The organism is Kitasatospora sp. NPDC048722 (genome assembly GCF_040650235.1).
Classification (GTDB): domain Bacteria; phylum Actinomycetota; class Actinomycetes; order Streptomycetales; family Streptomycetaceae; genus Kitasatospora.
Map to the genome: position 1 here is coordinate 16,181 of NZ_JBEZGX010000038.1, position 22,475 is coordinate 38,655.

General features: G+C 75.1%; 22 protein-coding genes. 10 read left to right on the forward strand and 12 right to left on the reverse strand.

Going from position 1 to position 22,475, the window contains the following annotated elements; all coding sequences use genetic code 11:
- The first annotated feature begins 43 nt into the window (after positions 1-43).
- The 4 genes from AB0C76_RS25815 (at position 44) to AB0C76_RS25830 (ending at position 3,969) form a co-directional block, all read left to right on the forward strand.
- Complete coding sequence (locus AB0C76_RS25815; RefSeq protein WP_359969916.1) at positions 44-409, forward strand: hypothetical protein; 366 nt, start codon at positions 44-46, stop codon at positions 407-409.
- Between the two features lie 344 nt (positions 410-753).
- The gene (locus AB0C76_RS25820; protein ID WP_359969919.1) at positions 754-1,848 is read left to right on the forward strand and encodes a substrate-binding domain-containing protein; all 1,095 of its coding nucleotides are present in this window, start codon (positions 754-756) and stop codon (positions 1,846-1,848) included.
- Positions 1,849-1,915: 67 nt separating this feature from the next.
- Complete coding sequence (locus AB0C76_RS25825) at positions 1,916-2,701, forward strand: ATP-binding cassette domain-containing protein (protein ID WP_359969922.1); 786 nt, start codon at positions 1,916-1,918, stop codon at positions 2,699-2,701.
- Positions 2,698-3,969, forward strand: coding sequence for a sugar ABC transporter permease (locus tag AB0C76_RS25830; protein ID WP_359969924.1), 1,272 nt, complete (start codon positions 2,698-2,700; stop codon positions 3,967-3,969). The genes AB0C76_RS25825 and AB0C76_RS25830 overlap by 4 nt, the downstream gene beginning before the upstream one ends.
- Positions 3,970-4,029: 60 nt before the next feature.
- On the opposite strand, the gene AB0C76_RS25835 is transcribed toward AB0C76_RS25830, so the two are convergent.
- The gene (locus AB0C76_RS25835; protein ID WP_359969927.1) at positions 4,030-4,647 is read right to left on the reverse strand and encodes a TetR/AcrR family transcriptional regulator; all 618 of its coding nucleotides are present in this window, start codon (positions 4,645-4,647) and stop codon (positions 4,030-4,032) included.
- A gap of 92 nt (positions 4,648-4,739) precedes the next feature.
- On the opposite strand from AB0C76_RS25835, the gene AB0C76_RS25840 reads away from it, so the two are divergent.
- Positions 4,740-5,573 carry a patatin-like phospholipase family protein gene (locus AB0C76_RS25840; RefSeq protein ID WP_359969930.1) on the forward strand — a complete coding sequence of 278 codons (834 nt, stop codon included), beginning with the start codon at positions 4,740-4,742 and terminating at the stop codon, positions 5,571-5,573.
- A gap of 257 nt (positions 5,574-5,830) precedes the next feature.
- Positions 5,831-6,565, forward strand: a complete 735-nt coding sequence (locus tag AB0C76_RS25845; protein ID WP_359969932.1) for an MBL fold metallo-hydrolase — start codon at positions 5,831-5,833, stop codon at positions 6,563-6,565.
- Positions 6,566-6,575: 10 nt separating this feature from the next.
- Here AB0C76_RS25845 and AB0C76_RS25850 read toward each other — a convergent pair whose 3' ends face one another.
- The 7 genes from AB0C76_RS25850 to AB0C76_RS25880 form a co-directional block, all read right to left on the reverse strand.
- The gene (locus AB0C76_RS25850) at positions 6,576-6,782 is read right to left on the reverse strand and encodes a DUF397 domain-containing protein (protein WP_359969935.1); all 207 of its coding nucleotides are present in this window, start codon (positions 6,780-6,782) and stop codon (positions 6,576-6,578) included.
- 390 nt (positions 6,783-7,172) lie between these two features.
- The gene (locus AB0C76_RS25855) at positions 7,173-7,799 is read right to left on the reverse strand and encodes a hypothetical protein (protein WP_359969937.1); all 627 of its coding nucleotides are present in this window, start codon (positions 7,797-7,799) and stop codon (positions 7,173-7,175) included.
- A 571-nt stretch (positions 7,800-8,370) separates the two neighbouring features.
- Positions 8,371-8,796, reverse strand: coding sequence for an SRPBCC family protein (locus tag AB0C76_RS25860; RefSeq protein ID WP_359969940.1), 426 nt, complete (start codon positions 8,794-8,796; stop codon positions 8,371-8,373).
- Positions 8,797-8,921: 125 nt separating this feature from the next.
- A complete protein-coding gene (locus AB0C76_RS25865; RefSeq protein WP_359970131.1) occupies positions 8,922-9,254 on the reverse strand; it encodes a GNAT family N-acetyltransferase in 333 nt (110 codons plus the stop codon).
- A 486-nt stretch (positions 9,255-9,740) separates the two neighbouring features.
- Positions 9,741-10,460: a GNAT family protein gene (locus tag AB0C76_RS25870; RefSeq protein WP_359969943.1), complete on the reverse strand. Its 720-nt coding sequence runs from the start codon at positions 10,458-10,460 to the stop codon at positions 9,741-9,743.
- A 76-nt stretch (positions 10,461-10,536) separates the two neighbouring features.
- Positions 10,537-11,658 (reverse strand): alpha/beta hydrolase, encoded by a 1,122-nt coding sequence (locus AB0C76_RS25875; RefSeq protein ID WP_359969946.1) that lies wholly within the window; start codon positions 11,656-11,658, stop codon positions 10,537-10,539.
- A 291-nt stretch (positions 11,659-11,949) separates the two neighbouring features.
- Entirely contained in the window at positions 11,950-12,561 is a 612-nt protein-coding gene (locus AB0C76_RS25880) for a histone deacetylase (RefSeq protein WP_359969948.1), read from the reverse strand.
- Positions 12,562-13,235: 674 nt separating this feature from the next.
- Between AB0C76_RS25880 and AB0C76_RS25885 the strand changes: the two genes are divergently transcribed.
- Together AB0C76_RS25885 and AB0C76_RS25890 are read left to right on the forward strand one after the other, a co-directional pair.
- Positions 13,236-17,222 carry a Pls/PosA family non-ribosomal peptide synthetase gene (locus tag AB0C76_RS25885; RefSeq protein WP_359969951.1) on the forward strand — a complete coding sequence of 1,329 codons (3,987 nt, stop codon included), beginning with the start codon at positions 13,236-13,238 and terminating at the stop codon, positions 17,220-17,222.
- A 96-nt stretch (positions 17,223-17,318) separates the two neighbouring features.
- Positions 17,319-17,534, forward strand: coding sequence for a DUF4287 domain-containing protein (locus AB0C76_RS25890; protein WP_359969954.1), 216 nt, complete (start codon positions 17,319-17,321; stop codon positions 17,532-17,534).
- 217 nt (positions 17,535-17,751) lie between these two features.
- Here the strand turns inward: AB0C76_RS25890 and AB0C76_RS25895 are convergent, their stop codons facing one another.
- Together AB0C76_RS25895 and AB0C76_RS25900 are read right to left on the reverse strand one after the other, a co-directional pair.
- Complete coding sequence (locus AB0C76_RS25895) at positions 17,752-18,390, reverse strand: flavin reductase family protein (protein WP_359969957.1); 639 nt, start codon at positions 18,388-18,390, stop codon at positions 17,752-17,754.
- Positions 18,391-18,457: 67 nt separating this feature from the next.
- Complete coding sequence (locus AB0C76_RS25900; protein ID WP_359969959.1) at positions 18,458-19,081, reverse strand: carbonic anhydrase; 624 nt, start codon at positions 19,079-19,081, stop codon at positions 18,458-18,460.
- 186 nt (positions 19,082-19,267) lie between these two features.
- Between AB0C76_RS25900 and AB0C76_RS25905 the strand changes: the two genes are divergently transcribed.
- Positions 19,268-20,197 (forward strand): ADP-ribosylglycohydrolase family protein, encoded by a 930-nt coding sequence (locus AB0C76_RS25905; protein WP_359969961.1) that lies wholly within the window; start codon positions 19,268-19,270, stop codon positions 20,195-20,197.
- Between the two features lie 58 nt (positions 20,198-20,255).
- Positions 20,256-21,374 (forward strand): DUF4037 domain-containing protein, encoded by a 1,119-nt coding sequence (locus AB0C76_RS25910; protein ID WP_359969964.1) that lies wholly within the window; start codon positions 20,256-20,258, stop codon positions 21,372-21,374.
- 113 nt (positions 21,375-21,487) lie between these two features.
- Here AB0C76_RS25910 and AB0C76_RS25915 read toward each other — a convergent pair whose 3' ends face one another.
- Together AB0C76_RS25915 and AB0C76_RS25920 are read right to left on the reverse strand one after the other, a co-directional pair.
- A complete protein-coding gene (locus AB0C76_RS25915; protein WP_359969967.1) occupies positions 21,488-21,694 on the reverse strand; it encodes a hypothetical protein in 207 nt (68 codons plus the stop codon).
- Complete coding sequence (locus AB0C76_RS25920; RefSeq protein ID WP_359969970.1) at positions 21,691-22,461, reverse strand: MerR family transcriptional regulator; 771 nt, start codon at positions 22,459-22,461, stop codon at positions 21,691-21,693. Before AB0C76_RS25920 ends, AB0C76_RS25915 begins: the two co-directional genes overlap by 4 nt.
- Between the last annotated feature and the right edge of the window lie 14 nt (positions 22,462-22,475).

The following is a 22,475-nucleotide window of genomic DNA, read 5'->3' on the forward strand; positions in this document are numbered from 1 at the left end:
GCACTGGCCAGACCAGCGCACACCAGCAAGGGAGAACCATCTGATGCGCAGGATCACCTACGCCGCCGCCGCACTCGCCCTGACGACCGCCGCCCTGACCACCCTGACCGCCGGCAGCGCCGGCGCCGCCGACGGCTCCTGGGCCGGCTGCCCGTCCGGCGCCGTCTGCATCTACCCGCAGAACCAGAACCCCGCCTCCGCCCCCAGCGACGTGTTCTGGAGCTACGGCGCCCACAACCTCAGCGGCCAGTACGGCAACCACTGGGTGCTCAACAACCAGACCGGCGGCGCCCACGCCCACCTGTGCCGCGGCGCGGGCGGCGCCGACTGCGTCTACGACATCGCCGCCCAGAACGGCGTCTGGTACGACCTGGGACCGATCAACTCGATCACCCTCGACCGCCCCTGACGCCACGTCAAGAAGCAGGGATGCCCGCTGTCACGGGGGGACAGCGGGCATCCCCTTGCGCGTTTACGGCCGGCACCCCGCCCCTGACCAGGAACGACCTGACCGTGACCTGACACTTCGTCAGATGGATCAGGTCCGGACCCCCGCCGCCGCGCCCGCCGCCCTGACCTGGCCCTTGGAGAATCCTCCAGGTTTCGATCCCGGGCAAGCGTTCACGAAGATAACGAATGATGGCCGATTCCGGGGAGCCTGGATTTACTTATTGACGCCATACGCGTGGGCAGGTTTAACTCCCCCCACTCCGCCGCTGCGCCGCGGCGACGTCCACGAGAGGCACCCCACCCATGAACGCAATGACGCGTCGCGCCCTCATCGCCACCACCGCTGTCGCGATGGCCCTGTCCATGGCCGCGTGCGGCAAGGCCGGCGGCGACAAGAAGGACTCCGCCGCCTCCGGTGACAGCACCTCCATCGGCCTGCTGCTGCCCGAGAACGCCTCCTCCACGCGCTACGAGTCCTTCGACCGCCCCTTCATCGAGGCCAAGGTCAAGTCCCTGTGCGCGGACTGCAAGGTGCTCTACAACAACGCCGAAGGCAGCGCCGCCAAGCAGAAGCAGCAGTTCGACACCCTGATAGCCCAGGGCGTGAAGGTGATCGTCCTGGACGCCTACGACGCCAAGTCCACCCAGGGCTGGGTGCAGGAGGCCGCCGCCAAGGGCGTCAAGGTCGTCGCCTACGACCGCCTGGCCACCGGCCCGGTCGCCGCCTACGTCTCCTTCGACAACGAGAAGGTCGGCGAACTCCAGGGCCAGGCCCTGCTCGACGCGATCGGCTCGCAGTCCTCCGACGCGAACATCGTCATGATCAACGGCGACGAGGCCGACCCCAACGCCGCCCAGTTCAAGGCCGGCGCCCACAAGGTCCTCGACGGCAAGGTCAAGAAGGTCGTCTACGAGCAGTCCGGTGAGTGGAAGCCCACCGTCGCCTCCCAGAAGATCGGCGCCGCCGTCACCCAGCTCGGCAAGACCGGCTTCCAGGCCGTCTACTCCGCCAACGACGGCATGGCCGGCGCGATCATCACCCAGCTCCAGAGCTCCGGCATCAAGGTCCCCGTCGGCGGCCAGGACGCCGGCCTCGACGCCATCCAGCGCATCGTCACCGGCGACCAGGCCTACACCATCTACAAGGCCTACCGCCCCCTCGCCGACTCCGCCGCCGAACTGGCCGTCGACCTCCTCAAGGGCAAGGACGTCAAGTCCCTCGCCACCGCCAGCGTCGACAGCGCCACGGACAAGGCCATCCCCGCCAAGCTCCTGGACGCCAAGGTCGTCACCAAGGCCAACATCAAGGACACCGTCGTCGCCGACGGCCTCTACAAGGTCGCCGACATCTGCACCGCCGACTACGCCGCCGCCTGCGCCGCCGCCGGCCTCCAGTAGCAGCGCCCGCACCAGGCCCTCCGGCCTGCGTCCCGCCTCAAGCACCCCACCACACGAGAAGGTTCACGTGACAGGCGCACCCGTCCTCCAACTGCGCGCGGTCTCCAAGCGCTTCGGCGCCGTCCAGGCCCTCACCGACGTCGACCTCGACGTCCACGCCGGCGAGGTCCTCGCCCTCGTCGGCGACAACGGCGCCGGCAAGTCCACCCTCGTCAAGACCATCGCCGGGGTCCACCCCGTCGACGAGGGCACCATCACCTGGCGCAGCGAGGCGGTACGCCTGACCCGCCCCCAGGACGCCCAGGCCCTCGGCATCGCCACCGTCTACCAGGACCTCGCCCTGTGCGACAACCTCGATGTCGTCGCCAACCTCTTCCTCGGCCGCGAGAAGCGCCGAAACGGCCTCCTCGACGAGGTCGCCATGGAACAGCAGGCCCGCGAGCTCCTGGACACCCTGTCCATCCGCATCCCCGACGTGCGCATCCCCGTCGCCGCCCTCTCCGGCGGCCAGCGCCAGGTCGTCGCCATCGCCCGCGCCCTGGTCGGCGAGCCCGCCGTCGTCATCCTCGACGAACCCACCGCCGCCCTCGGCGTCGAACAGACCGCCCAGGTCCTCGACCTCGTCGAGCGCCTGCGCGAACGCGGCCTGGGCGTCATCCTCATCAGCCACAACATGGCCGACGTGCGCGCGGTCGCCGACACCGTCGCCGTCCTGCGCCTGGGCCGCAACAACGGCGTCTTCACCGTCGCCGACACCACCCAGGAACAGATCGTCTCCGCCATCACCGGCGCCACCGACAACGCGGTCACCCGCCGCCAGGCCCGCCGAGCCTCGCAGGAGGACGCCGCATGAGCACCCCCACCGACACCGGCGCCGACACCCCGGCCGCCCAGACCCCCGCCGCCGACCCGCGCCTGCTGGTGCGCTCCACCGGCCTCAACGGCTACCTCGACGAGGCCCGCCGCCGGCTCACCAGCGGCGAACTCGGCTCCACCCCGGTCGTCCTCGGCCTCATCCTCATCGCCGTCATCTTCCAGTCCGCCACCGGCCACTTCCTCCAGGCCGACAACCTCACCAACATCACCAAGTACATCGCCGGACCCGGCCTCATCGCCGTCGGCGTCGTCTTCGTCCTCCTCCTCGGCGAGATCGACCTCTCCCTGGGCTCCGTCGCCGGCGTCTGCGCCGCCATCGCCTCCGTCCTCGCCGTGCGCGAAGGCCTCGACGAATGGCAAGCCGTCCTCATCGCCCTCGCCACCGCCTGTGCCATCGGCGCCCTGCACGGCTTCTTCTTCGCCCGCATCGGCGTCCCCGCCTTCGTCGTCACCCTCGCCGGCATGCTCGCCTGGAGCGGCCTGCAGGACTACGTCCTCGGCGACCTCGGCACCGTCAACAACCGCCACGACGGCCTCATCGCCACCCTCGACACCCACTTCCTCGGCGACGGCGACATCGTCTACGCCTGGGCCCTGGCCGTCCTCGCCCCCGCCCTCTACCTCGCCACCCAACTGCGCACCGCCCAGCGCCGCCGGGCGCTCGGCCTCACCGCCCGCCCCACCACCGACATCGCCCTGCGCACCGGCGCCCTCGCCGTCCTCGCCCTGCCCCTGGCCTACGCCCTCAACCAGGACCGCGGCCTGCCCCTGCCCCTCGTCGTCCTGCTCGGCGTCGTCCTCGCCACCGACTTCGTGCTGCGCCGCACCGCCTACGGCCGCCAGGTCTTCGCGGTCGGCGGCGGCGTCGAGGCCGCCCGCCGCGCGGGCATCAACGTCGCCTGGGTGCGCATCTCCGTCTACATGACCTCCGCCACCCTCGCCGGCCTCGGCGGCCTGTTCATCGCCTCCCAGCAGGGCTCCGCCGACAAGCAGCTCGGCGGCGGCAACGTCCTGATGAGCGCGATCGCCGCCGCCGTCATCGGCGGCACCAGCCTCTTCGGCGGACGCGGCAAGACCTGGTCGGCGCTGCTGGGCATCCTCGTCATCCAGTCCATCACCACCGGACTCGACATGGTCCACGCAGCCCAGGCCATCCAGTACATGATCACCGGCGCCGTCCTGCTCGCCGCCGTGGTCCTGGACTCCGTCTCCCGGCGCACCCGCGCCACCAACAGCCGCACCTGACCGGCCGGTCCGGCCGCCCGGGCCCGTGCCATCCGAGGGGATGGCACGGGCCCGGGCGCGTTACGACCCTCGCGTCTCCCGCGCTTGCGGTGTCTCCCGGGGCTCCTGCGTCTCCTGCGCTTCCAGGAGCGCGGCCAGGCGTTCCACCGCCAGGGCGGTGCGCTCGCGGTCGCCGGTCAGCGTCAGGTCGAACAGCAGGCCCCGCAGCACGGCCATCACCAGCGTCGGCGTGACGGCGTCCTGCGGCCCGGCGCACACGTCCGCGAGATGGGCGCGCAGCACGGCGAGCCAGTCGGTGACGGCCCGCCGCCCCTCGGGATGGCGCTCCGGATGGGCCAGGTGGTCGGCGTGCACCTCGAAGGCCAGCCGCACGAACGGCGCCCGCTCCGGCGCGCTCAGCCACCGCCAGATCCCGCGCAGCCGCTGCGCCGCACTCGCCCCGCGCGCCGCCGGCAGCCCCTCGGCCAGCCGCGCGGCCCCGCGCCGGCGCGCCTCGGCGAGCACCGCCGCCACCAGCTCCTGCTTGCTGCCGAAGTCGTAGAGCAGCATCCGCGGACTGGTGGCGAGCGCCTCGGCCAGCGGACGCAGGCTCAGCCCGGCCAGCCCGTGGGCCAGCACGTGGTCGGCGGCCAGCGCCACGGTGCGCTCGCGCCGGTGCGGATCGGCCGGTCGTCCCATCGCCGCCGCCCTCCTCTTCCGGGTCTTCGGGTGTGCCAGTATATGAAACAGCCGTTTCAACAACGGTGTCTTCGACAACGGGGGGAACCGCCATGCGGACCGATGACGACCGTGCTGCCGACCGCGCCCTGGTGCTGGGCCCCGGCGGCTACCTGGGCACCGCCTGGACGGCCGGCCTGGCCGCCGGCCTGCGCGAAGCCGGCGTCGACCTCGCCGAGGCCGACCTGACGGTGGGCACCTCCGCCGGCGCCATCGCCGCCGCGGTCCTGACGGCCGGACAGGACCCCGCCCGCCTCGCCACCCCCTCCGGCGCCGGCCCCGCCCGGCGCCCCGACGCCGCCGTCACCGGCGCCGTCTTCGCCCTCCTCGGCCAGGGCCTGGACCCCGCCGAGGCCCGCCGCCGCGTGGGCCGCCTCGCCCTGGACACCGCCGACCCCGAGGCCGAGGCCGACCTCCTCCGACGCCGCGCGGCACTGATCGCCACCGACACCTGGCCCGAGCAGCGCCTGCTCATCACCGCCGTGTGCGCGGAGACCGGCGAACCCGTCGTCTGGGACGCCGCCCGCGGCGTGCCCCTGGCCCGCGCCGTCGCCGCCTCCAGCGCCTTCCCCGGCATCGAGGCACCCGTCACCGTCGACGGCCGCCACCACATCGACGGCGCGCTGCGCGCCGGCACCAACGCCGACCTCGCCGCCGGCGCCCGCACCCTGGTCGTCGTCGACCCGCTCGCCCACCGCCACCCCGGCGCCGAAGCCCCGCCCGGCGCCCTCACCCTCGCCCCCGACCCGGACGCCGCCCGCCTCCTGGACACCACCGGCCCCGCCGACCTCACCACCTGGCAGGCCGCCTACCGGGCCGGCCACACCCAGGCCGCTCCCGCCGCCGCCCTCCTGCACGACACCTGGCGGCCCGTCACAGCACGCTGACCCACTCCACCGCGCCCGGACCGTGCCAGGACCGGACCGGGCACGGTGGAGTGGAGGAGGACGAACCCCGTGCCCGGCCGGCGGGAAACCGGTGCCGCCCCGGCCGCCCGGCGCCATGCGGCGCCGATGAGGGCCCGGTCGGCTTCCGCACGCGTCCGGCCATCCGCGTTCCGGCAAACGCCAACGCCACCGACGTCCAAGGCCGTTACCCTCCTTCCCCGCCCCGGGCGGGGGAGGGGCGTGCGATGATCGTCCGCATGCCGAGCCAACTCACCGTCCTCGGAACCTGCGGCGCCTGGCCCGAGGCCCACCGCGCCGCCAGCGGCTTCCTCCTCGACCACGACGGCCACCGCCTCGTCCTCGACCTCGGCTACGGCACCTACCCCCGCCTGGCCGCCCTCGGGGCCGAGCCGGACGCCGTCGTCATCACCCACGAACACCCCGACCACTGCGCCGACCTCAGCGCCCTCGCCCGCGCCCGCTACTTCGCCCCCCGGCGCGGCCCACGCCTGCCCCTGTACTGCCCGCCCGGCGTCCTCACCCGCGTCCAGGCGATGGAGCCCACCGAGGACCTCCACGACGTCTTCGACGTCCACCCCCTGCTGGCCGCCGGCACCCTCCAGGTCGGCCCGCTGCGCCTGGAAACCGCCCCGCTGCCCCACCACGTCCCCCACGCGGGCGTGCGCCTCACCGCCCCCGGCCTCACCCTCGCCTACAGCGGCGACGCGGGCCCCTGCCCGGCCCTGGACCAACTCGCCGCCGGCGCCGACCTGTTCATCGCCGGCACCACCCTGAGCGGCACCGAAGCCGACCCCCGCCTCCTCGGCCCCGCCCAGGCCGCCGCCTGCGCCGCCCGCGCCGCGGCCCGCCGCCTCCTGCTGACCCACTTCTGGCCCGGCACCGACCGCACCCGCCCCGTCGCCGAGGCCCGGGCCGCCTTCCCCGGCGGCGAGGTCCTCGCCGCCGAGGAAGGCGCGGTGCTGGCGCTCTGACGCGGCCGCGCTATGCCGGGCGGTCGAACTCCCCGCCGCGCACGGCCGTCACGAAGGCCTGCCAGGCCGAGGACCGGAAGCGCAGCACCGGGCCGTGCGGGTCCTTGGAGTCCCGCACGGGCATGACCCCGGTGAACCCGTCGGCGACCTCCACGCAGCCGTTGGAATCGCCGCTGTGGGTGCTCTTGCGCCAGGTGGTCGTACGGTCGTTGTCCATCGCGATAACCCCTCCTGATGGGACACGGTCAACTGGCCACCACGGTACGGGCGCGGAACGCGGCGGCGACACCAGGCCCCGGCCGGGGGGCGTCAGGGGTCCGTCAAGGCCGGTCCGGGGCGGCGGAGGATTCCGGTCGCACGGCGGGCAAGCGGGCAAGCGGGCGGGGGAGCGGGGGCCCGCCGAGCGCACCGGCGGCCCCTGGGCGAGGTGCTCGACGGCGCCCGGTGCGCGGCGGGCGCTGCCGGGCCTTCGGGTCGAGCGGCTGTGCGTGAGCCGTCCCGGCGGCGACGACAACGTCCACTTCCTCACTGCGCGAGCCGGGTCCGGCCTCCTCAGGCGGGTGGTGCCCGGCGCGCGGTGACGCCCGCCCGGGGGCGTCGGGGGCCGTCAGGGGGCGGCGGCCTTCTGGATGCGGGTGGCGAACAGCTCGGCCAGGCGGTGGAGTTCGGCCGGGTCGAGGCCGCCGCGTTCCAGGGTCGTGGTGGCCACGACGGTGCCCAGGCACATGGTCAGGTGGATGCCGTCCAGGCCGCCGGCGTTGCGGCGGTAGGCGTGGCCGCCGGCGGTGCCCGCGACCGGCGGGACGTCGGCCCTGGTGTACTTCGCCGACCAGGCGGCCTCCTTGCGGCACGCGTCCTGGGCGGCGGGGCGGTCGGCGAAGGCCTGCAGGGTGAAGGTGGCCCGCTCGCCCTCGGCCTCGAAGCGGGCCCGGCCGTCGGCGAGGGCGGCGCAGTCCCAGGAGCCGTCCTCGGCGCAGTCGGTGGCGCTGGGCGGCGTCGCGGCGACGTCGGCCTTGCCGCCCCGGGGTGTCCAGCCGTGCATCGAGTCCGGGTCGGGCAGGGCCGCCTGGATCTTCGCCTTGTCGTTCAGGACGGTGGCGAAGTCCACCCCGGCCGGCACCGGGGCCGTCCCGGGAAGCGTCCCTGTGTCCCCGTTGCCGCACGCGGCGGCGAGGATCCCCAGCGCCGCCAGGGTCGCCGCCCCCGCGCGGCCGATGCCCGTTGTTCTGCGCAAAACGCCTCTCCCGTCGGTTCGCTGTCGTGGCATCAAATGATCTTGACAGTGCGACGGTGTGCGATCAACCGGGAATCGGAGGGGTGGACGGGGAGGGGCTGTGCGGTGGCCGCCGGGGCGCGCGGCAGGGCCTCCGGCGCGCGGGCGTCGAGGCGGGCGGCCGGGGTGAAGAACGCCGCGTCCGCCCGCTCCGCCGCCGTGACGGCCGCGCGCGCCACCTCCGCGCCCCGGCCGGTGACCCGCAGGCGCCGGGCCCGGGCGTCGCGCGAGTCGGCCCCCGCTCCATCAGCCCCTTGGCCTCCAGGTGGCGCACCACCTGCGAGGCCGTCCGCCCGGCGGGCCGGCACCCGCCGGCTGGGCACCTCGCCGCGCCCGCCGGAGTGCCACGCGCGGGCCGGCGGCACGAACTGGCCGTGCGTCAGACCGTGGGGCGCCGGCGCCGCCTTCACCGCCCGTCGCCGGCGCAGCGCCGCCTGCCACGGTCGGAATCCCGTTCCGTGCCGCGGCCGTTGGCGCATCCGGTGGCACATCCGGTGGCGCGGGCCTGCCGTCGGCGGTCTCACGCGGGGGCTCACAAGGCGGAGCCGCCCGCGTGGGTGAACAGGGCCTCCATCGCCTCGGGGAAGTCCTCGGTGATGGCCGGGCCCAGCTGCGGGCCCATCTCGCCGGCGGCCGGCCCGTCGATCTCCAGGCGGTGCACCACCGTGGTGCCGCCGTCGCCGCGCGGGCTGAGCCGGTGGCTGAAGCGCAGCACCACGCCGGCGAACGCGGTCTCGTCCGCGTAGTGGGCGTTCTCCTCGATCGCGGTGATCACCGAGGTGATCGGGTCCTGGCCGGAGGGCGTCATCGACACCTTGGCGCCCACCTCGAACGGGCCGAGCAGGGTGACCGACTCCATCGAAGTGTCCCACCGCGGCCAGTTGTCGATGTCCTTCAGCACCGCCCAGACCGCCTCGGGCGCCGCCGTCGTCTCACCGGTGTACTCGTGGCTCCACATGTCGCGCTCTCCCGATCGCTCGAAATATTCTACGCAGAGATTATCTCCGCGACGACTATCGCGCAAGGGGCCCCCGCCGTCCGCCCGCCGCCGCCTGTCGGCCCATCGCCTGCCCGCCCTCCGTCTCACAGCGCCATCAGCCCCGCCGCCGTCGGCCGGAACCCGCATCGCTCGTAGAAGGCCCCCAGGTGCGGCTCGAAGTCGACGTGCAGCCACTGCGCCCCGCGCGCCCGCGCCTCGGCGGCCGCTGCCCGCACCAGTCGCACCCCCAGGCCCCGGTGGCGCTCCTGCGGATGCACCGTGGTGTCCAGGACGAACGCGTGCAGGGTGCCGTCCCCGGCCACGTTCACGAACCCGACCAGCCGCCCGTCCCGGTGTGCCGCGACCCAGGCGAGGCTGCGGGCCAGTACGGGCGCGAAGGACGTGGGCCGGTGGCCGGGCCAGGAGACGGCGATCAGCTCGTTCAGCGAGGCGTCGCTCAGGTCGGGACGGACGGACAGCTTGTGATCGTTTCGATGCCGGACAGCATCGCAGCCTGGAACGCCCGGAACCCGTCAACGAACGCCTCCTGGAGGTCATCGCCGCGACGCCGCCGGCCGCCCTCTAGACCCCTGCTCACCGGTCTCAAGCGGCCGCGGCCAGGCGCCGCACGCCGCCCGGGCCGCCCAGCAGTTTCGAGACCACGGCGCCGTCCGACGTCGAAGTGTCGTACTACTGCACCGCCGCCCAGCGCGGCGAGGAGAAGGCCGGGTACGTGCTCCGCGACCACAAGCCGGCCACCCGGCATCCCGACGGAACCCGCGCAGGCGGGGGAACTGACGTCGAATCAGGTGATCACGGGGCTGCGCGGCCGCTTCCGTCCCGCCCTTTCCGGTCAGGAAGCGGCAGCCGCGCGCGGCGCCCCGGGCGGCGGACCCGGGGCGCTCGCTCGTGCGTGATCGCCCCTACGCCTCACCCTCCTCGAACCCGTCGGCGTCCTGCGGCTGTTCCGGCTGCGCCGGCTGTGCCGACTGCTCGGTCTCGTCCCCGGCCACGTTCTCGGCCACGTCCCCGGCAGGGGCGACGCGGGGGCTCACACGCCCTGGATCCACCATCTCTTCCTCCTCCATCTGCGCCGCGCCCCTCACGGTGCGGCACGCCTCCTCGGCCGGCATCCCGAACAGCAGGAACTCGGCCCGCCGGCCCCGGTGCCCGACGAACCGGCTCGCGCGGCCCGTCTCCCGGAACCCCGCCCGCCGCAGCATCCGCGCCGACGCGGTGTTGCGCACGTCGCACTCGGCCGCCACCCGCCGCACGCCCCGCGCCCGCAGGTGCGCGGCGACGGCGCCCATCGCCTCGCCGGCGTAGCCGCGGCGCTGGTGCTCGGGCGCCACCGTGATCCCCAGCAGCGCCCGCAGACCACCGTTGCCGGCCGTCACGGTCCCCACCGCCAGGTCGCCGATCAGCCCCGGCTGCTCCCGCAGCTCGATCGCCCACTGGAAGAACCCGGGCACCTCCGGCGACTCCGCCCGGTAGCCCGCCACGATCGCCGCCGCCTGCGCCGGGCCGATCGGCGAGCGCCAGCTCTGGAAGCGGGCCACCTCGGGGTCGCTGCGGTAGCGCGCCAGCGCGGGCGCGTCGTCGAGGCGAAAGCGCCGCAGCCGCAGCCGGTCCGTCAGGATCACGACACTCCCCGTTCCGGTGGACGCCCGGCCGCTCCGGCCGACACCCGCAGTCCACCAGCCGCCCGTCAACGAGTCGTCAACACCCGGTCGACGGGCCCCGGCCGCGGGAGCGCGGCCCGGGCAGCCGCACCCGGCGCGAGTACACCGGCACGGCGCCGGCAGCGGGAGCGGGCTCCGCGAAGCACTCAAGGAGCAAGTCACCGCGCACGTCGTCGAGTTCGCCGGGCGCCTGCGCCAGCAGGGCATCCGCCCACCCGTCGAGGGAGGACTCCCTCAGTGCGGCCTCCGGGACCCGGGTGAACTCCCCGGGACCCACCGCCGTCCACCCGGGCCCGCCGTCCGCCCGGAACAGCAGCCGCCACCAGTACGGCCGCCAGTGAGGACGCCTCACCGGGACCGGTCCGCCTTCTGCGCCGGCACACCCTGCGCCAGCGGCGCGAACATCAGACCCTGTGCCGAGGTGGCGGCTCAGGAAGAGGGCCGGGTCCTCGAAGGGCGGGACGTCGCCGTGGCCGCCGGGGTTGGCGTGCAGGGTCTTCTCCTTGGAGGCGAAGGCGTCGAACAGGCCCAGGGCCAGCTCGCGCGGGACCTCGGCGTCGTCCCACTGGAGCAGGAACTCCACCGGGACGGTGACCTGCCGGGCCGCCGCCAGCAGTCCCTCGTGGGGGATGAACCCGCCGCCGAAGATCGCGGCCCTGATCCTCGGCTCGGCGGCCGCCAGCGGGATGCCGATCGCGGTGCCGAGGGTGATGCCGCCGCCGTAGCCGATCGGCGCCTCCGGTCCGATCTCGGGCAGCCGCTGGAGGGCGTCGAGCGTGGCCCGCCATTCGGGGACGGCGAGTTCGGCGAGGTGGGTGCCGTAGGCGGCGACGATCGGGCCCAGCGGCTCGCCGTCGTGGCGGGCCCGGATCATGTCGGCCCGGGCCCGGTCGTCGACGGCCGTGCGGGGGCGCTCCCCGTGACCGGGCGCGTCGATGGCCACGACCGTGTACCCGCAGGTCCGCACGAGGTGTCGGGCGCGGTCGGCCTGGGCCGGGGTCTTCTTGTGCAGTCCGCCGCCGTGGCCCATCAGCACCAACGGCGCCTGCCGGCAGCCGGCTTCGGGCGACCACAGGACGCCGGGGACCTCACCGAGGAGGAAGTCGCGCTCGCGGACACCGGCGGAGGCGGTGTCGGAAATGAAACGAAGAGAGGACATGGGAATCACCTTCCGGGAATTGCGTCGTTCTCGGCGCTCCCGGCGAAACACCTATGCCGTGACGGGAAGAGGGAGCACCCACGTGGTTACTGCGTTCACGGGTCTCACCTCCTGACGTGCGGTCACGGTTACGGGAACGGAGGTTAGCAGTCCGCACGCAGCTGCTCGCAACCCCTTTTCCGTCCCTGCGCGCCGACCGGCCGCAGGCCGAACGCCTTCAGGGCCGGGAGGCCGACGGCCGAGACGGACGGGCGGGACGGGCGGGCGGGCGGGACGGGCGGGCGGCCGCCGTCAGCCGAGGGCGGCCAGCACGTCCCGCTCGCTCCAGTGCCCGGCCGCGCCTGGGCGGGCGGCGAGGTAGGCGGCGCAGCGGCGGGCGCTCCAGGCGTGGGACTGCGCGAGGCCGGCGGCCAGGGTGCGCAGGTAGGGCGCGGAGGGCGGGTCGAGGCGGGCGGCGGCGAGGCCGCCGGGGGCGGTGAAGGTGAGCAGCGGCAGGCCGTCGAGCGTCCCCGCGTGGACGAGGGTCTCGTAGCGGCCGGGGCCGAGGCGGTCGCGGCCGTGGGCGAGGACGCGGGTGAGGTCGAGGTCGGTTCCCGGGGAGCGGTACATCTCCTGCGCGGCGACGTCGCTGAACTGGCCGGCTGTCAGGAGGTAGGCGCGGCACGGCATCTCGCCGTCGGCGTCCGGGTCGTAGAAGCCCCTGCCGCCGCCCCACACCGGTGAGTGGGTGGCGAAGTAGAGCGTTCCGGGCAGGACGGTCGCGGTGTCGCGCCGTGGCGGGTGCGGGTCGCGGCATCCGGGGTAGTGGCGTGCGGCGCCCTCGGGGCGCCCGCCGGCGAGGTAGCAGGACATGCGGGCGGCGTCCAGGTTCGACCCGTACGCCGCGTACCAGACCAGGCTCACGGACGACGACGCTAGCAAGAGCGGCGGGGGAGTCCGGGGAAGCAGGGAAGTCCGGGGCGGGCGGTCCGGGGACGCCCGGTGGGGGGTTCGGGGGGATGTCCGGGAGAAAGGCCCGGGCCGGTCCACGGCGCCCCCGGCACCTCCTACGTCGAATGCGTGTGCGCCTGGGCCCCGGCCCCCGCGCTTCCCTCACCAACCCCTCACCCGGGCCCGGGGGAGCGCCCCGGTGCGTTCCCGAAGAGTCCGCCCAGGTCAACGCCGCCGTCACGGTGTGTCGTCCGGGTGGACGGTTCGCACACCCCTGGGGCGGCGGCGCCCCCGCCGCAGCCGGTAGCGTTCCGATCGCATGGCGTTCATCACTCCCATCCCTCCCGTCACGGCGCCGTCTTCCCGCAGCCGCTACCCTTCACCAGCGAAAACACCCCATAAAGACCGAAATGACATTCGAATCGTTCCCCTGCCGCCCCGCGCGGCACAGATCGTGAGAATTTCCTTTGACCACGCTCCGTCTGCATCCGCCGGACTCCCCACCGAGTCATGGTGAAAGAACGTGCTTCCGCGGGCGTCACCCCGAGTGACGCCCGTGCGCGTTCGCACCCGCCCACCCCGCGGGTGACGCCGCACCCGAGCCAACAGACCTGACCCCAGGAACCGGAGCCGAGGAAACACCCCCCATGGACGCACGTCAGGACACGGCCGGCCCAGGCACGCTGCACCGCCCCCACCCCGGGTACGCGGCCGCCTGGCCGGTGGCCCCGCCCGCCCACCCGCGCAGCCTGTTCGACATCATCGCCGCCACCGCGGACGCCCACCCCCACGCGCCCGCACTGGACACCGGCACCCGGGTGCTCGACTACCGCACCCTCCTGCAGGAGGTCGACGCCCTCGCCGGCACCCTGGCCGGCCACGGCATCGGCTGCGGCGACCGCGTCGGCGTGCGCATCCCCTCCGGCACCGCCGACCTGTACGTCGCCGTCCTCGCCGTCCTGCGCTGCGGCGCCGCCTACGTGCCGGTGGACGCCGACGACCCCGACGAGCGCGCCGACATGATCTGGCACGACGCCCAGGTGTGCGCCGTCATCGGCGCCGGGCACCACCTGAGCGCCGGCCCCCAGGCCCGCCCCTCGGGCCGCCCCGCCTGGCCCTCGCCCGCCGACGACGCCTGGATCATCTTCACCTCCGGCACCACCGGCCGCCCCAAGGGCGTCGCCGTCACCCACCGCAGCGCCGCCGCCTTCGTCGACGCCGAGGCCCGCCTGTTCCTCCAGCAGCAGCCACTGGGCCCCGGTGACCGCGTCCTGGCCGGTCTGTCGGTGGCCTTCGACGCCTCCTGCGAGGAGATGTGGATCGCCTGGCGCCACGGCGCCTGCCTGGTCCCCGCCCCCCGCTCCCTCGTCAAGGCCGGCACCGACCTCGGCCCCTGGCTCGTCGAGCGCCGCATCACCGCCGTCTCCACCGTCCCCACCCTGCTCGCCCTGTGGCCCCAGGAGTGCCTGGACGCGGTGCGCCTGATCATCGTCGGCGGCGAGGCCTGCCCCGCCGAACTCGTCGAGCGCCTGGCCACCGGCCGGCGTGAGTTCTGGAACACCTACGGCCCCACCGAGACCACCGTCGTCGCCACCGCCGCCCGCATGCTGCCCGGCCAGCCCGTGCGCATCGGCGCCCCCCTGGACGGCTGGGAGATCGCCGTCGTCGACCAGGCCGGCCAGCCCGTGCCCTGGTACGAGACCGGCGAACTGCTCATCACCGGCGTCGGCACCGCCCGCTACCTCGACCCCGCCAAGGACGCCGAGAAGTTCAGCCCCCACCCCGTCTTCGCCTCCCCCCGCGTCTACCGCAGCGGCGACCTCGTGCGCAACGACCCCGAAGGCCTCGTCTTCGTCGGCCGCGCCGACGACCAGGTCAAGCTCGGCGGCCGGCGCATCGAACTCGGTGAGATCGACGCCGCCCTCCAGGCTCTGCCCGACGTGCGCGCCGCGGCCGCCGCCGTCCGCAAGACCCCCGCCGGCGCCGACCTGCTCGTCGGCTACCTCGTCGCCCGTCCCGGCACCCACCCCGACCTCGCCGCCGCCCGTCAGCTGCTGCTGGAGCGCCTGCCCGCCCCGCTCGTGCCCGTCCTCGCCCTCGTCGAGTCCCTGCCCACCAAGACCTCCGGCAAGGTCGACCGCAACGCGCTGCCCTGGCCGCTGGCCACCACCGGCCGCCAGGACGCCGCAGCCGCCGGCCCCCTGGAGGGCACCGCCGGCTGGCTCGCCGGCCTCTGGGAGGCCCTGCTCGGCATGGCCCCCGGCGCCGGCGACGACTTCTTCGCCCTCGGCGGCTCCAGCCTCACCGCCGCCCGCCTCGTCTCCGAACTGCGCACCCGCCACCCCGGCGTGTCCGTGGCCGACCTCTACGCCCACCCCGGCCTGAGCGCGATGGCCGCCCACCTCGACTCCCTCGCGCCGCCGCACGCCGGCGCCCGCACCGCCGAGGCCCCCGAGCCCCGCCGGCGCCACGTGCGCCGCACCCCCGCCAGCGCCGGCCTGTGGCAGACCATCGCCCTGTTCGGCCTGTTCACCCTCGCCGGCCTGCGCTGGGTCCTGGTCCTCACCGCCCTCGACAACCTCACCGGCGCCCACCTGCCCTGGGCCCCCCACTCCTCCTGGTGGCCCGTCCTCGCCGGCCTCCTCCTCTTCTACAGCTCCCCGGGCCGCACCCTGCTCGCCGCCGCCGGCGCCCGCGTCATCACCGCCGGCATCCGCCCCGGCAGCCACCCCCGCGGCGGCCACGTGCACCTGCGCCTGTGGCTCGCCGAACGCACCGTCGCCCTCTTCGGCGTCGGCGCCCTGCCCGGCACCCCCTGGGCCGCCCGCTACGCGCGCGCCCTGGGCTGCCGCGTCGGCAAGGACGTCCACCTGCACACCCTGCCCCCCGTCACCGGCCTCGCCCGCATCGGCGCCGGCGCCGTCCTCGAATCCGAGGCCGACATCGCCGGCTGGTGGCTGGACGGCGACATCCTCCACCTCGGCCACGTCGAGGTCGGCGAAGGCGCCCGCGTCGCCACCCGCTCCACCCTCATGCCCGGCGCCCGCGTCGGCGCCGGCGCCGACATCGCCCCCGGCTCCTGCGTCACCGGCACCGTCCCCGCCCGCGAACACTGGCACGGCTCCCCGGCCCGCCCCGCCCCCGAGGCACCCGCCGGCTGGCCCGCCCACCCCGCCCCCCGCGCGCGCTCGCGCGCCTGGAACCTCGCCTACGGCGCCGGCCTGACCTTCTTCGGCCTCCTGCCGCTGATCGCCGCCGCCCCGGCCCTCATGATCATCTACCCGCTGATCGACGCCGACCGCACCCTGGGCCAGGCCATCCTCCAGCTCCTGCCCCTCACCATCCCCCTGACCGTCCTCACCCTCCTGTGCCACGCCACGCTCATAGTCCTGGCCGTGCGCCTGTTCTCCCGCCCCCTGCGCCCCGGCCACCACCCCGCCCACGGCAAGGTCGCCTTCTGCGCCTGGGCCGTCCACCGCCTCACCGACACCGCCCGCCGCACCCTCTTCCCCCTCTACGCCAGCCTCTTCACCCCGCTGTGGCTGCGCCTGCTCGGGGCGAAGATCGGCCGGCGCGTCGAGGCCTCCACGGTCCTGTCCCTGCCCGGCCTCATGCGCGTGGACGACGGCGCCTTCCTCGCCGACGACACCCTCGTCGCCCCCTACGAGGTCCGCGCCGGCTGGCTGCACCTTGGCCCCGCCCATGTCGGCAAGCGCTCCTTCGTCGGCAACTCCGGCATCGTCGGCCCCGGGCGCCACCTGCCCGACAACTCCCTCGTCGGCGTCCTGTCCGACACCCCCGCCCACGCCCCCGAGGCCTCCTCCTGGCTCGGGCGCCCCGCCTTCGCGCTGCCCCGCGTCGCCGACACCGGCGGCGAGGCCCGCACCTACGACCCGCCCCGGCGCCTGATGTGGGCGCGCGCCGGCGTCGAGCTGTGCCGCCTGCTGCCGATCGTCCTGGCCGTCGTCCTCGGGGACTTCGTCCTCGCCGCCTTCCAGGAGATCCGCGACGACTACGGCGTGCCCACCGCCATCGCCACCGGCGGACTGGTCCTCGCCCTGGCCGCCGTCATCGCCTGCGCGCTGACCACCGCCGCCAAGTGGCTGCTCGTCGGCCGCTTCCGCACCGACGAACACCCCCTGTGGTCCTCCTTCGTGTGGCGCAACGAGCTCTACGACACCTTCGTCGAGGAACTCGCCATGCCCTTCGGCGGCTCCAGCATCACCGGCACCCCCTACCTCAACCTGTGGCTGCGCAGCCTGGGCGCGCGCATCGGACGCGGCGTGTGGTGCGAGACCCACTGGCTGCCCGAGAGCGACCTCGTCACCGTCGAGGCCGGCGCCAGCGTCAACCGCGGCACCGTCCTGCAGACCCACCTCTTCCACGACCGCGTCATGCGCCTGGGCACCGTCCACCTCGGCGCCGGCTCCACCACCGGGCCGCACTCCATCGTGCTGCTCAACTCCGCCCTGGGCGAGGGCACCACCGTCGGCCCGGCCTCCCTGGTCATGCGCGGCGAGAACGTCCCCGGCTCCACCCGCTGGCTCGGCAACCCCGTCGCCGCCTGGAACACCGACCCCACCCCGCCCGCCGGCCGCCGCGCCGGCCGGGGAAGGCGCCGCGCGAAGGTGTGACGGGGGTCACGCGAGTGAAGCGATGAGTGCGCGGTGCGATCACGGTCCAATCCCGTGAAACGCACCGCGCACCGCTTTTTCGAGAGGGAAACCGCCATGACCGCAGCACCCGTGAAGGGCCCCGCCAGCTACTTCCCGTCGATCGAGAAGAAGTACGGGCGCCCGGTCGCCGAGTGGCAGGACCTCATCCGCTCCTGCCCGCTCACCAGGCACATGGAGCTCGTCGCCTGGCTCAAGACCGAGCACGGCCTGGGCCACGGACACGCCAACGCCCTCGTCGCCCACACCCTCGCCGAGACCGCCGGCGCCTGAGCGGGCCCTGGAACGGCGGCGGGGGCCGGGGCCGCCTCCGGCACGACCGGATGGAAGGCGGCCCCGGCCCCGGCACGGGCGGGCATCGACGTCGGGGCCCGTGCGGTGGTGCCGGGACCCATTCGACAACTTCAACACGGCTTGAAGTCAAGCCGGGTCCCGGTGCCGGGCCCCGGACCTCCCCCGCCGGGAAGGGCCCGGCGGCGGGCACCTCCCGTCAGGCCCGCGCGGGCGCCAGCCGTCCCGGCATCCGCCAGCCCTCCGCCAGGCGCGAGGGCGCAAGGCGCCGCCCGTCGCCGAAGAACTCGCAGAACTTCATGATCAGCGGGTCCCAGCCGACCGGGTCCACGTAGTGGTCGCTGCCGGGCACCAGCAGGCGCTCGTCCACGTGCGCGCGCACCACCTCCACCTCGAAGGCCGTGCACCGCTCGTTGCCCGCCAGCGGCGTGGCCGCCGCCAGCCGGCACTCCAGCTGCACGGGACACTCCGCCGCGCGCGGCGCCCGCACCAGCTCCCCCGGCAGCTCGGTCAGCCCCGCCGCCTCGAACTTGCGCGGCTCGTAGCGGTAGCCCTGCTCCCGCCGGTACCCGGCGATGACCGGATTGCCGGTCAGCAGCGCCAGCCGGTCGACGGCATCGACCATCGCCGAGGAAGGCAGGTTGAGCACGCACTCGCCCTCGCGCAGCAGGTTCGCGGACGTCTGCGCGCTGTTGCCCAGCCCCAGCAGGCACGAATGGCCCAGCCACCACGCGGACGACATCGGCGCCAGGTTCGCGCTGCCGTCCGCGTTGCGGGAGCCGATCAGCACCACCGGGGTGCCGAAGTAGAGGACCTTGAGATCGGTGACCTTGTGCATGCCCCCGACTCTGCCCCGGCCCCGCACGCGGCGCTGGCGGGGATCGGACGCCGCGTTCGGCGGGCTGCTAGAGGATGTCGCCGTGGGCGGCGACCGTGCGGGCCCGGCCGTCGGTCAGGCGGTAGGACAGGCCCACCACGCCCACGCTGCCCTCGGCGACCTTCGCCGCCAGCAGCTGCGAGCGCTCCAGCAGCAGGTCCACGCTCTGGCGGATGTGCTCGTCGACGATCGCGTCCGGGTCCTCGATGCCCGCCGCCTTGGCCGACACCACGCTCGACGTCACCCGCTCCACCACGTCGCGCACGAAACCGCCCGGCAGCCGGCCCTCGTCCACCGCGTCCAGGGCGGCCGCCACCGCGCCGCACGAGTCGTGGCCGAGCACGATCACCAGCGGGCAGTCCAGCACGCTCACGCCGTACTCGATGCTGCCCAGCACCTCGGGGCCCGCCACGTGCCCCGCCGTGCGCACCACGAACAGGTCGCCCAGGCCCTGGTCGAAGATGATCTCGGCCGCCAGACGGGAGTCCGAGCAGCCGAACAGCACCGCGAACGGGCGCTGTGCCGGGGCGAGCGCGGCCCGGCGGCCGGCGTCCTGGTTGGGGTGCTCGGGGGAGCCCGCGACGAACCTGGCGTTGCCCTCCATCAGCACCTGCAGGGCGTGGCGGGGGCCGGATATCGGTGAGGAGATCATGCCAGCACCCTAGATCGTCCCCGCCCGGCCCCGCAGGGCGGGGGCTGCGGTGCAGGTCAGTGGACCGGGGCGATCGTCCGGGCGGCCGTGTGCGACGCCGGGCGGGGACCGTCCGTCGGCCCTCCTGACGGCCTGCGGCCCCGGCGACGGACCCGGTTCCGTTGCCGGGCGGGGGAGGATGGGGACATGACGACTCGTCCGCCCGTGCCCGTGGCCGCCCGTGACGCGCTGGAGGGGCTCGCCCTCGGGGACGCGTTCGGAGAGCGGTGGTTCCCGCTGTTCCGCCCCGTCCCGGAGGCCTTCCGGGACATCCGCGCGCGCCGCACGCCCGAGGAGTCGCCCTGGCACTGGACGGACGACACGGCGATGGCCCTGTCCGTCCACCGGGTCCTGACCGTGCACGGCACCGTCGACCAGGACGCCCTGGCCGCCGCCTTCGGCGCCACCTACCGCGCCGACGCCTACCGCGGCTACGGCGCCGGCATGCACCGCCTGCTGCCCGCCCTCGCCGACGACCCGCCCTCCTGGCGCACCCGGACGCGGGAACTCTTCGACGGCCAGGGCAGTTTCGGCAACGGCGCCGCGATGCGGGTCGCGCCGCTGGGCGCGTGGTTCGCCGGCGACGCCGAGGAGGCCGCCCGGCAGGCGGCGCTGTCGGCCGAGGTCACCCACGCCCACCCCGAGGGCGTGGCCGGCGCGGTCGCGGTGGCCGTCGCCGCGTCGCTGGCCGCCGCCTCGCGCGGCGGCCCGGCCCCGGACGGCGAGGAGTTCCTGAAGCAGGTCCTGCGGCACACCCCCGCGGGCGAGGTCCGCAACACCCTGGCCCTGGCCTGCGCGGTGCGCCCCGACACCCGGCCGTGGCGCGCCGCCGACCTGCTCGGCAACGGGCAGCGCGTCAGCGCCGCCGACACCGTCCCCTTCGCCCTGTGGTCGGCCGCCATGAACCTCGACAGCCTCACCGACGCCCTGTGGAGCACGGCGGAGGGCCTCGGCGACGTCGACACCACCTGCGCCATCACGGCCGGCACGGTCGCCGCCCGCACCGGCCTGTCCGGCGCCGACCCGCTGTGGCTCCAGCGGCGCGAGGCGCTGCCGGAGTGGACGGCGCAGGGCTGACGCGCGCCCGGGCACAACGGGTGGACCCGCGCGCCGGGCCGTTGGCACAGTGGACGCCGTGACCCCACCCGACGCCGCCTTCGTCCCCGGCCTCGACCTCGCCAGGGCCCTGTACGAGGAAGGGGTGCGCCCGGTCCTCGACGCCGCCCTGCCGGACCTGCGCTACGCCGCCGCCCGCGTCGGCCCCGGCTCCGAGGTCCTGGGATTCGACACCGCGCGCTCGACCGACCACGACTGGGGGCCGTGCCTGCAGCTGTTCCTGTCGCCCGAGGACGCCGAGCGCCACGCGGGGCCGATCCGCGACCTCCTGGCACACCGGCTGCCCAAGCACGTGCGCGGCTGGCCCACGCACTTCCGCCGCAGCACCGACCCGCACGAGGCGGTCCGGCACATGGAGGCGACCCCGGGCCCGGTCGACCACAAGGTCACCGTTGACGACGTGGGGTCCTGGCTGGCCGCACACCTCGGCCCCCGGGCGGCCGACTGGGGCCGGGCGGGGCCGACGGCCGGCGACTGGCTGGCCCTGCCCCAGCAGAAACTGGCCGAGGTGACGGCCGGCGCGGTCTTCCGCGACGACCTCGGCGAACTCACCGCGGCCCGGCGGCAGTTGGCCTGGTACCCGGACCAGGTCTGGCGCTACCTGCTGGCCTGCCAGTGGCAGCGCATCTCCCAGGAGGAGGCGTTCGTGGGCCGCTGCGCCGAGGCCGGGGACGACCTGGGCTCCGCCGTCGTCGCCGCCCGCCTGGTGCGCGACCTGATGCGGCTGGCCCTGCTGCTGGAACGCCGCTACGCGCCGTACGGCAAGTGGCTCGGCAGCGCCTTCGGGCGCTCGGAGGCGGCCGGGGCGCTGTCACCCTCGCTGCGCGGCGCGCTGGCCGCGACCGGCTACCCCGGCCGGGAGCGGCACCTGTGCGACGCCTACGAGACGCTGGGCCGGATGCACAACGCCACCGGGCTCACGCCGCCGCTCGACCCGACCCGCAGACCCTTCCACGGCCGCCCGTTCCTGGTCCTGCACGCCGAACGCTTCGCCCGGACCCTGGCCGGGACGCTCACCGATCCCGGGCTGCGCGCCCTGCCGCTGACCGGGGGCGTCGACCAGTGGGCCGACAGCACGGACCTCCTGGGGCGGCCGGAGGTCCTCCGGGCGGCCGCGGGCGCCGTCGCCGCTTTGTGACGCACGGGCGGCACGGGCGGCACGGGCGGCACGGGTGGGACGGTCGGGACGGGTGGGACGGTCGGGTCCCCGGCTCCCCTGTGGCCGGGGCGGACGGCCGTCCCGCCCGGGGGTCAGCTCCCGGGCCCGTCGGAGCGGCCCAGGCGCAGGTAGGTGACCAGGGCCTGGACGACCAGGGCCACCGCCACCGCGGGGACCACCGGCCAGGGCACCACGTGGGCCATCGCCAGGACGGTCAGGAGCAGCAGCGCCGGGAACAGCACCGGCAGCACGGAGACCACGGCGGCGCGCACCCGCACGCGCCCGGGCACGGCGCTCATGCGTCACCCCGGCGGGCGAGGTCGAGGAAGTCGGCGAGGGCGCGCCACTGGTCGGCGGGGGCGTCGGGTTGGCCGGAGAGGGCGGCCGGGTCCTCGCGCCAGGCGCCGCGCACGGCGCCGGACAGGGATCGGTCGCCGCCGGAGAACAGGGCGCCCAGTTCGTCGATGCGCCGCACGACGCGCTGGACCTCCTGGCCGGCCGGGTCGGCGCCGGCCCGGCGCAGGGCCTCGGCGCGCCGGTAGAGCTGGGGCCACTCGATGTCGAGGTAGTAGTGGGCGGCGGGGCCGAGCGCGGCGGCGTGGTCGCGCAGGGCGTCGATCTGGTCGTCGTCGAGGTGGCGGCGCAGCGCGGGTTCGGTGCCGGGGGTGCCGGCGCCGCGCATGGCCTGCAGGACGCGGATGAGGGCGGCGGTGTCGGGGGTGCGTTCGGCGGCGAGTTCGCCGTGGATGTGGGCCAGGCGCTCGCGCAGCGCGGTCAGGGAGGCGAGGGCGGCGTCGACGCCGACGAGGTGTTCGCCGACCAGGCGCAGCGGGTCGACGCCGGCGTCCAGGCAGGTGGCGATGGTCTCCAGGCCGAGGCCGAGGCGGCGCAGCGCCAGGACGAGGTAGAGGCGCACCACGTCCTGTTCGGTGTACTCGCGGTGTCCGGAGGGGGTGCGGCGGGAGGGGCTGAGGAGGCCGATGTGGTCCCAGTGGTGGAGGGTGCGCACGGTCAGCCCGCTCGCCTCGGCGAGGGGGCCGACCTTCCACGTCTGCTCGGAGGTCATGGCGTAACGGTGCC

What these genes read in the sequence shown, in the direction of transcription:
- AB0C76_RS25815 (WP_359969916.1), top strand. Translation starts at nt 44, where the DNA reads ATGCGCAGGATCACCTACGCCGCCGCCGCACTCGCCCTGACGACCGCC.
- AB0C76_RS25820 (WP_359969919.1), top strand. Translation starts at nt 754, where the DNA reads ATGAACGCAATGACGCGTCGCGCCCTCATCGCCACCACCGCTGTCGCG.
- AB0C76_RS25830 (WP_359969924.1), top strand. Translation starts at nt 2,698, where the DNA reads ATGAGCACCCCCACCGACACCGGCGCCGACACCCCGGCCGCCCAGACC.
- AB0C76_RS25835 (WP_359969927.1), bottom strand. Translation starts at nt 4,647, where the DNA reads ATGGGACGACCGGCCGATCCGCACCGGCGCGAGCGCACCGTGGCGCTG.
- AB0C76_RS25840 (WP_359969930.1), top strand. Translation starts at nt 4,740, where the DNA reads ATGCGGACCGATGACGACCGTGCTGCCGACCGCGCCCTGGTGCTGGGC.
- AB0C76_RS25845 (WP_359969932.1), top strand. Translation starts at nt 5,831, where the DNA reads ATGCCGAGCCAACTCACCGTCCTCGGAACCTGCGGCGCCTGGCCCGAG.
- AB0C76_RS25850 (WP_359969935.1), bottom strand. Translation starts at nt 6,782, where the DNA reads ATGGACAACGACCGTACGACCACCTGGCGCAAGAGCACCCACAGCGGC.
- AB0C76_RS25860 (WP_359969940.1), bottom strand. Translation starts at nt 8,796, where the DNA reads ATGTGGAGCCACGAGTACACCGGTGAGACGACGGCGGCGCCCGAGGCG.
- AB0C76_RS25875 (WP_359969946.1), bottom strand. Translation starts at nt 11,658, where the DNA reads ATGTCCTCTCTTCGTTTCATTTCCGACACCGCCTCCGCCGGTGTCCGC.
- AB0C76_RS25885 (WP_359969951.1), top strand. Translation starts at nt 13,236, where the DNA reads ATGGACGCACGTCAGGACACGGCCGGCCCAGGCACGCTGCACCGCCCC.
- AB0C76_RS25890 (WP_359969954.1), top strand. Translation starts at nt 17,319, where the DNA reads ATGACCGCAGCACCCGTGAAGGGCCCCGCCAGCTACTTCCCGTCGATC.
- AB0C76_RS25895 (WP_359969957.1), bottom strand. Translation starts at nt 18,390, where the DNA reads ATGCACAAGGTCACCGATCTCAAGGTCCTCTACTTCGGCACCCCGGTG.
- AB0C76_RS25900 (WP_359969959.1), bottom strand. Translation starts at nt 19,081, where the DNA reads ATGATCTCCTCACCGATATCCGGCCCCCGCCACGCCCTGCAGGTGCTG.
- AB0C76_RS25905 (WP_359969961.1), top strand. Translation starts at nt 19,268, where the DNA reads ATGACGACTCGTCCGCCCGTGCCCGTGGCCGCCCGTGACGCGCTGGAG.
- AB0C76_RS25915 (WP_359969967.1), bottom strand. Translation starts at nt 21,694, where the DNA reads ATGAGCGCCGTGCCCGGGCGCGTGCGGGTGCGCGCCGCCGTGGTCTCC.
- AB0C76_RS25920 (WP_359969970.1), bottom strand. Translation starts at nt 22,461, where the DNA reads ATGACCTCCGAGCAGACGTGGAAGGTCGGCCCCCTCGCCGAGGCGAGC.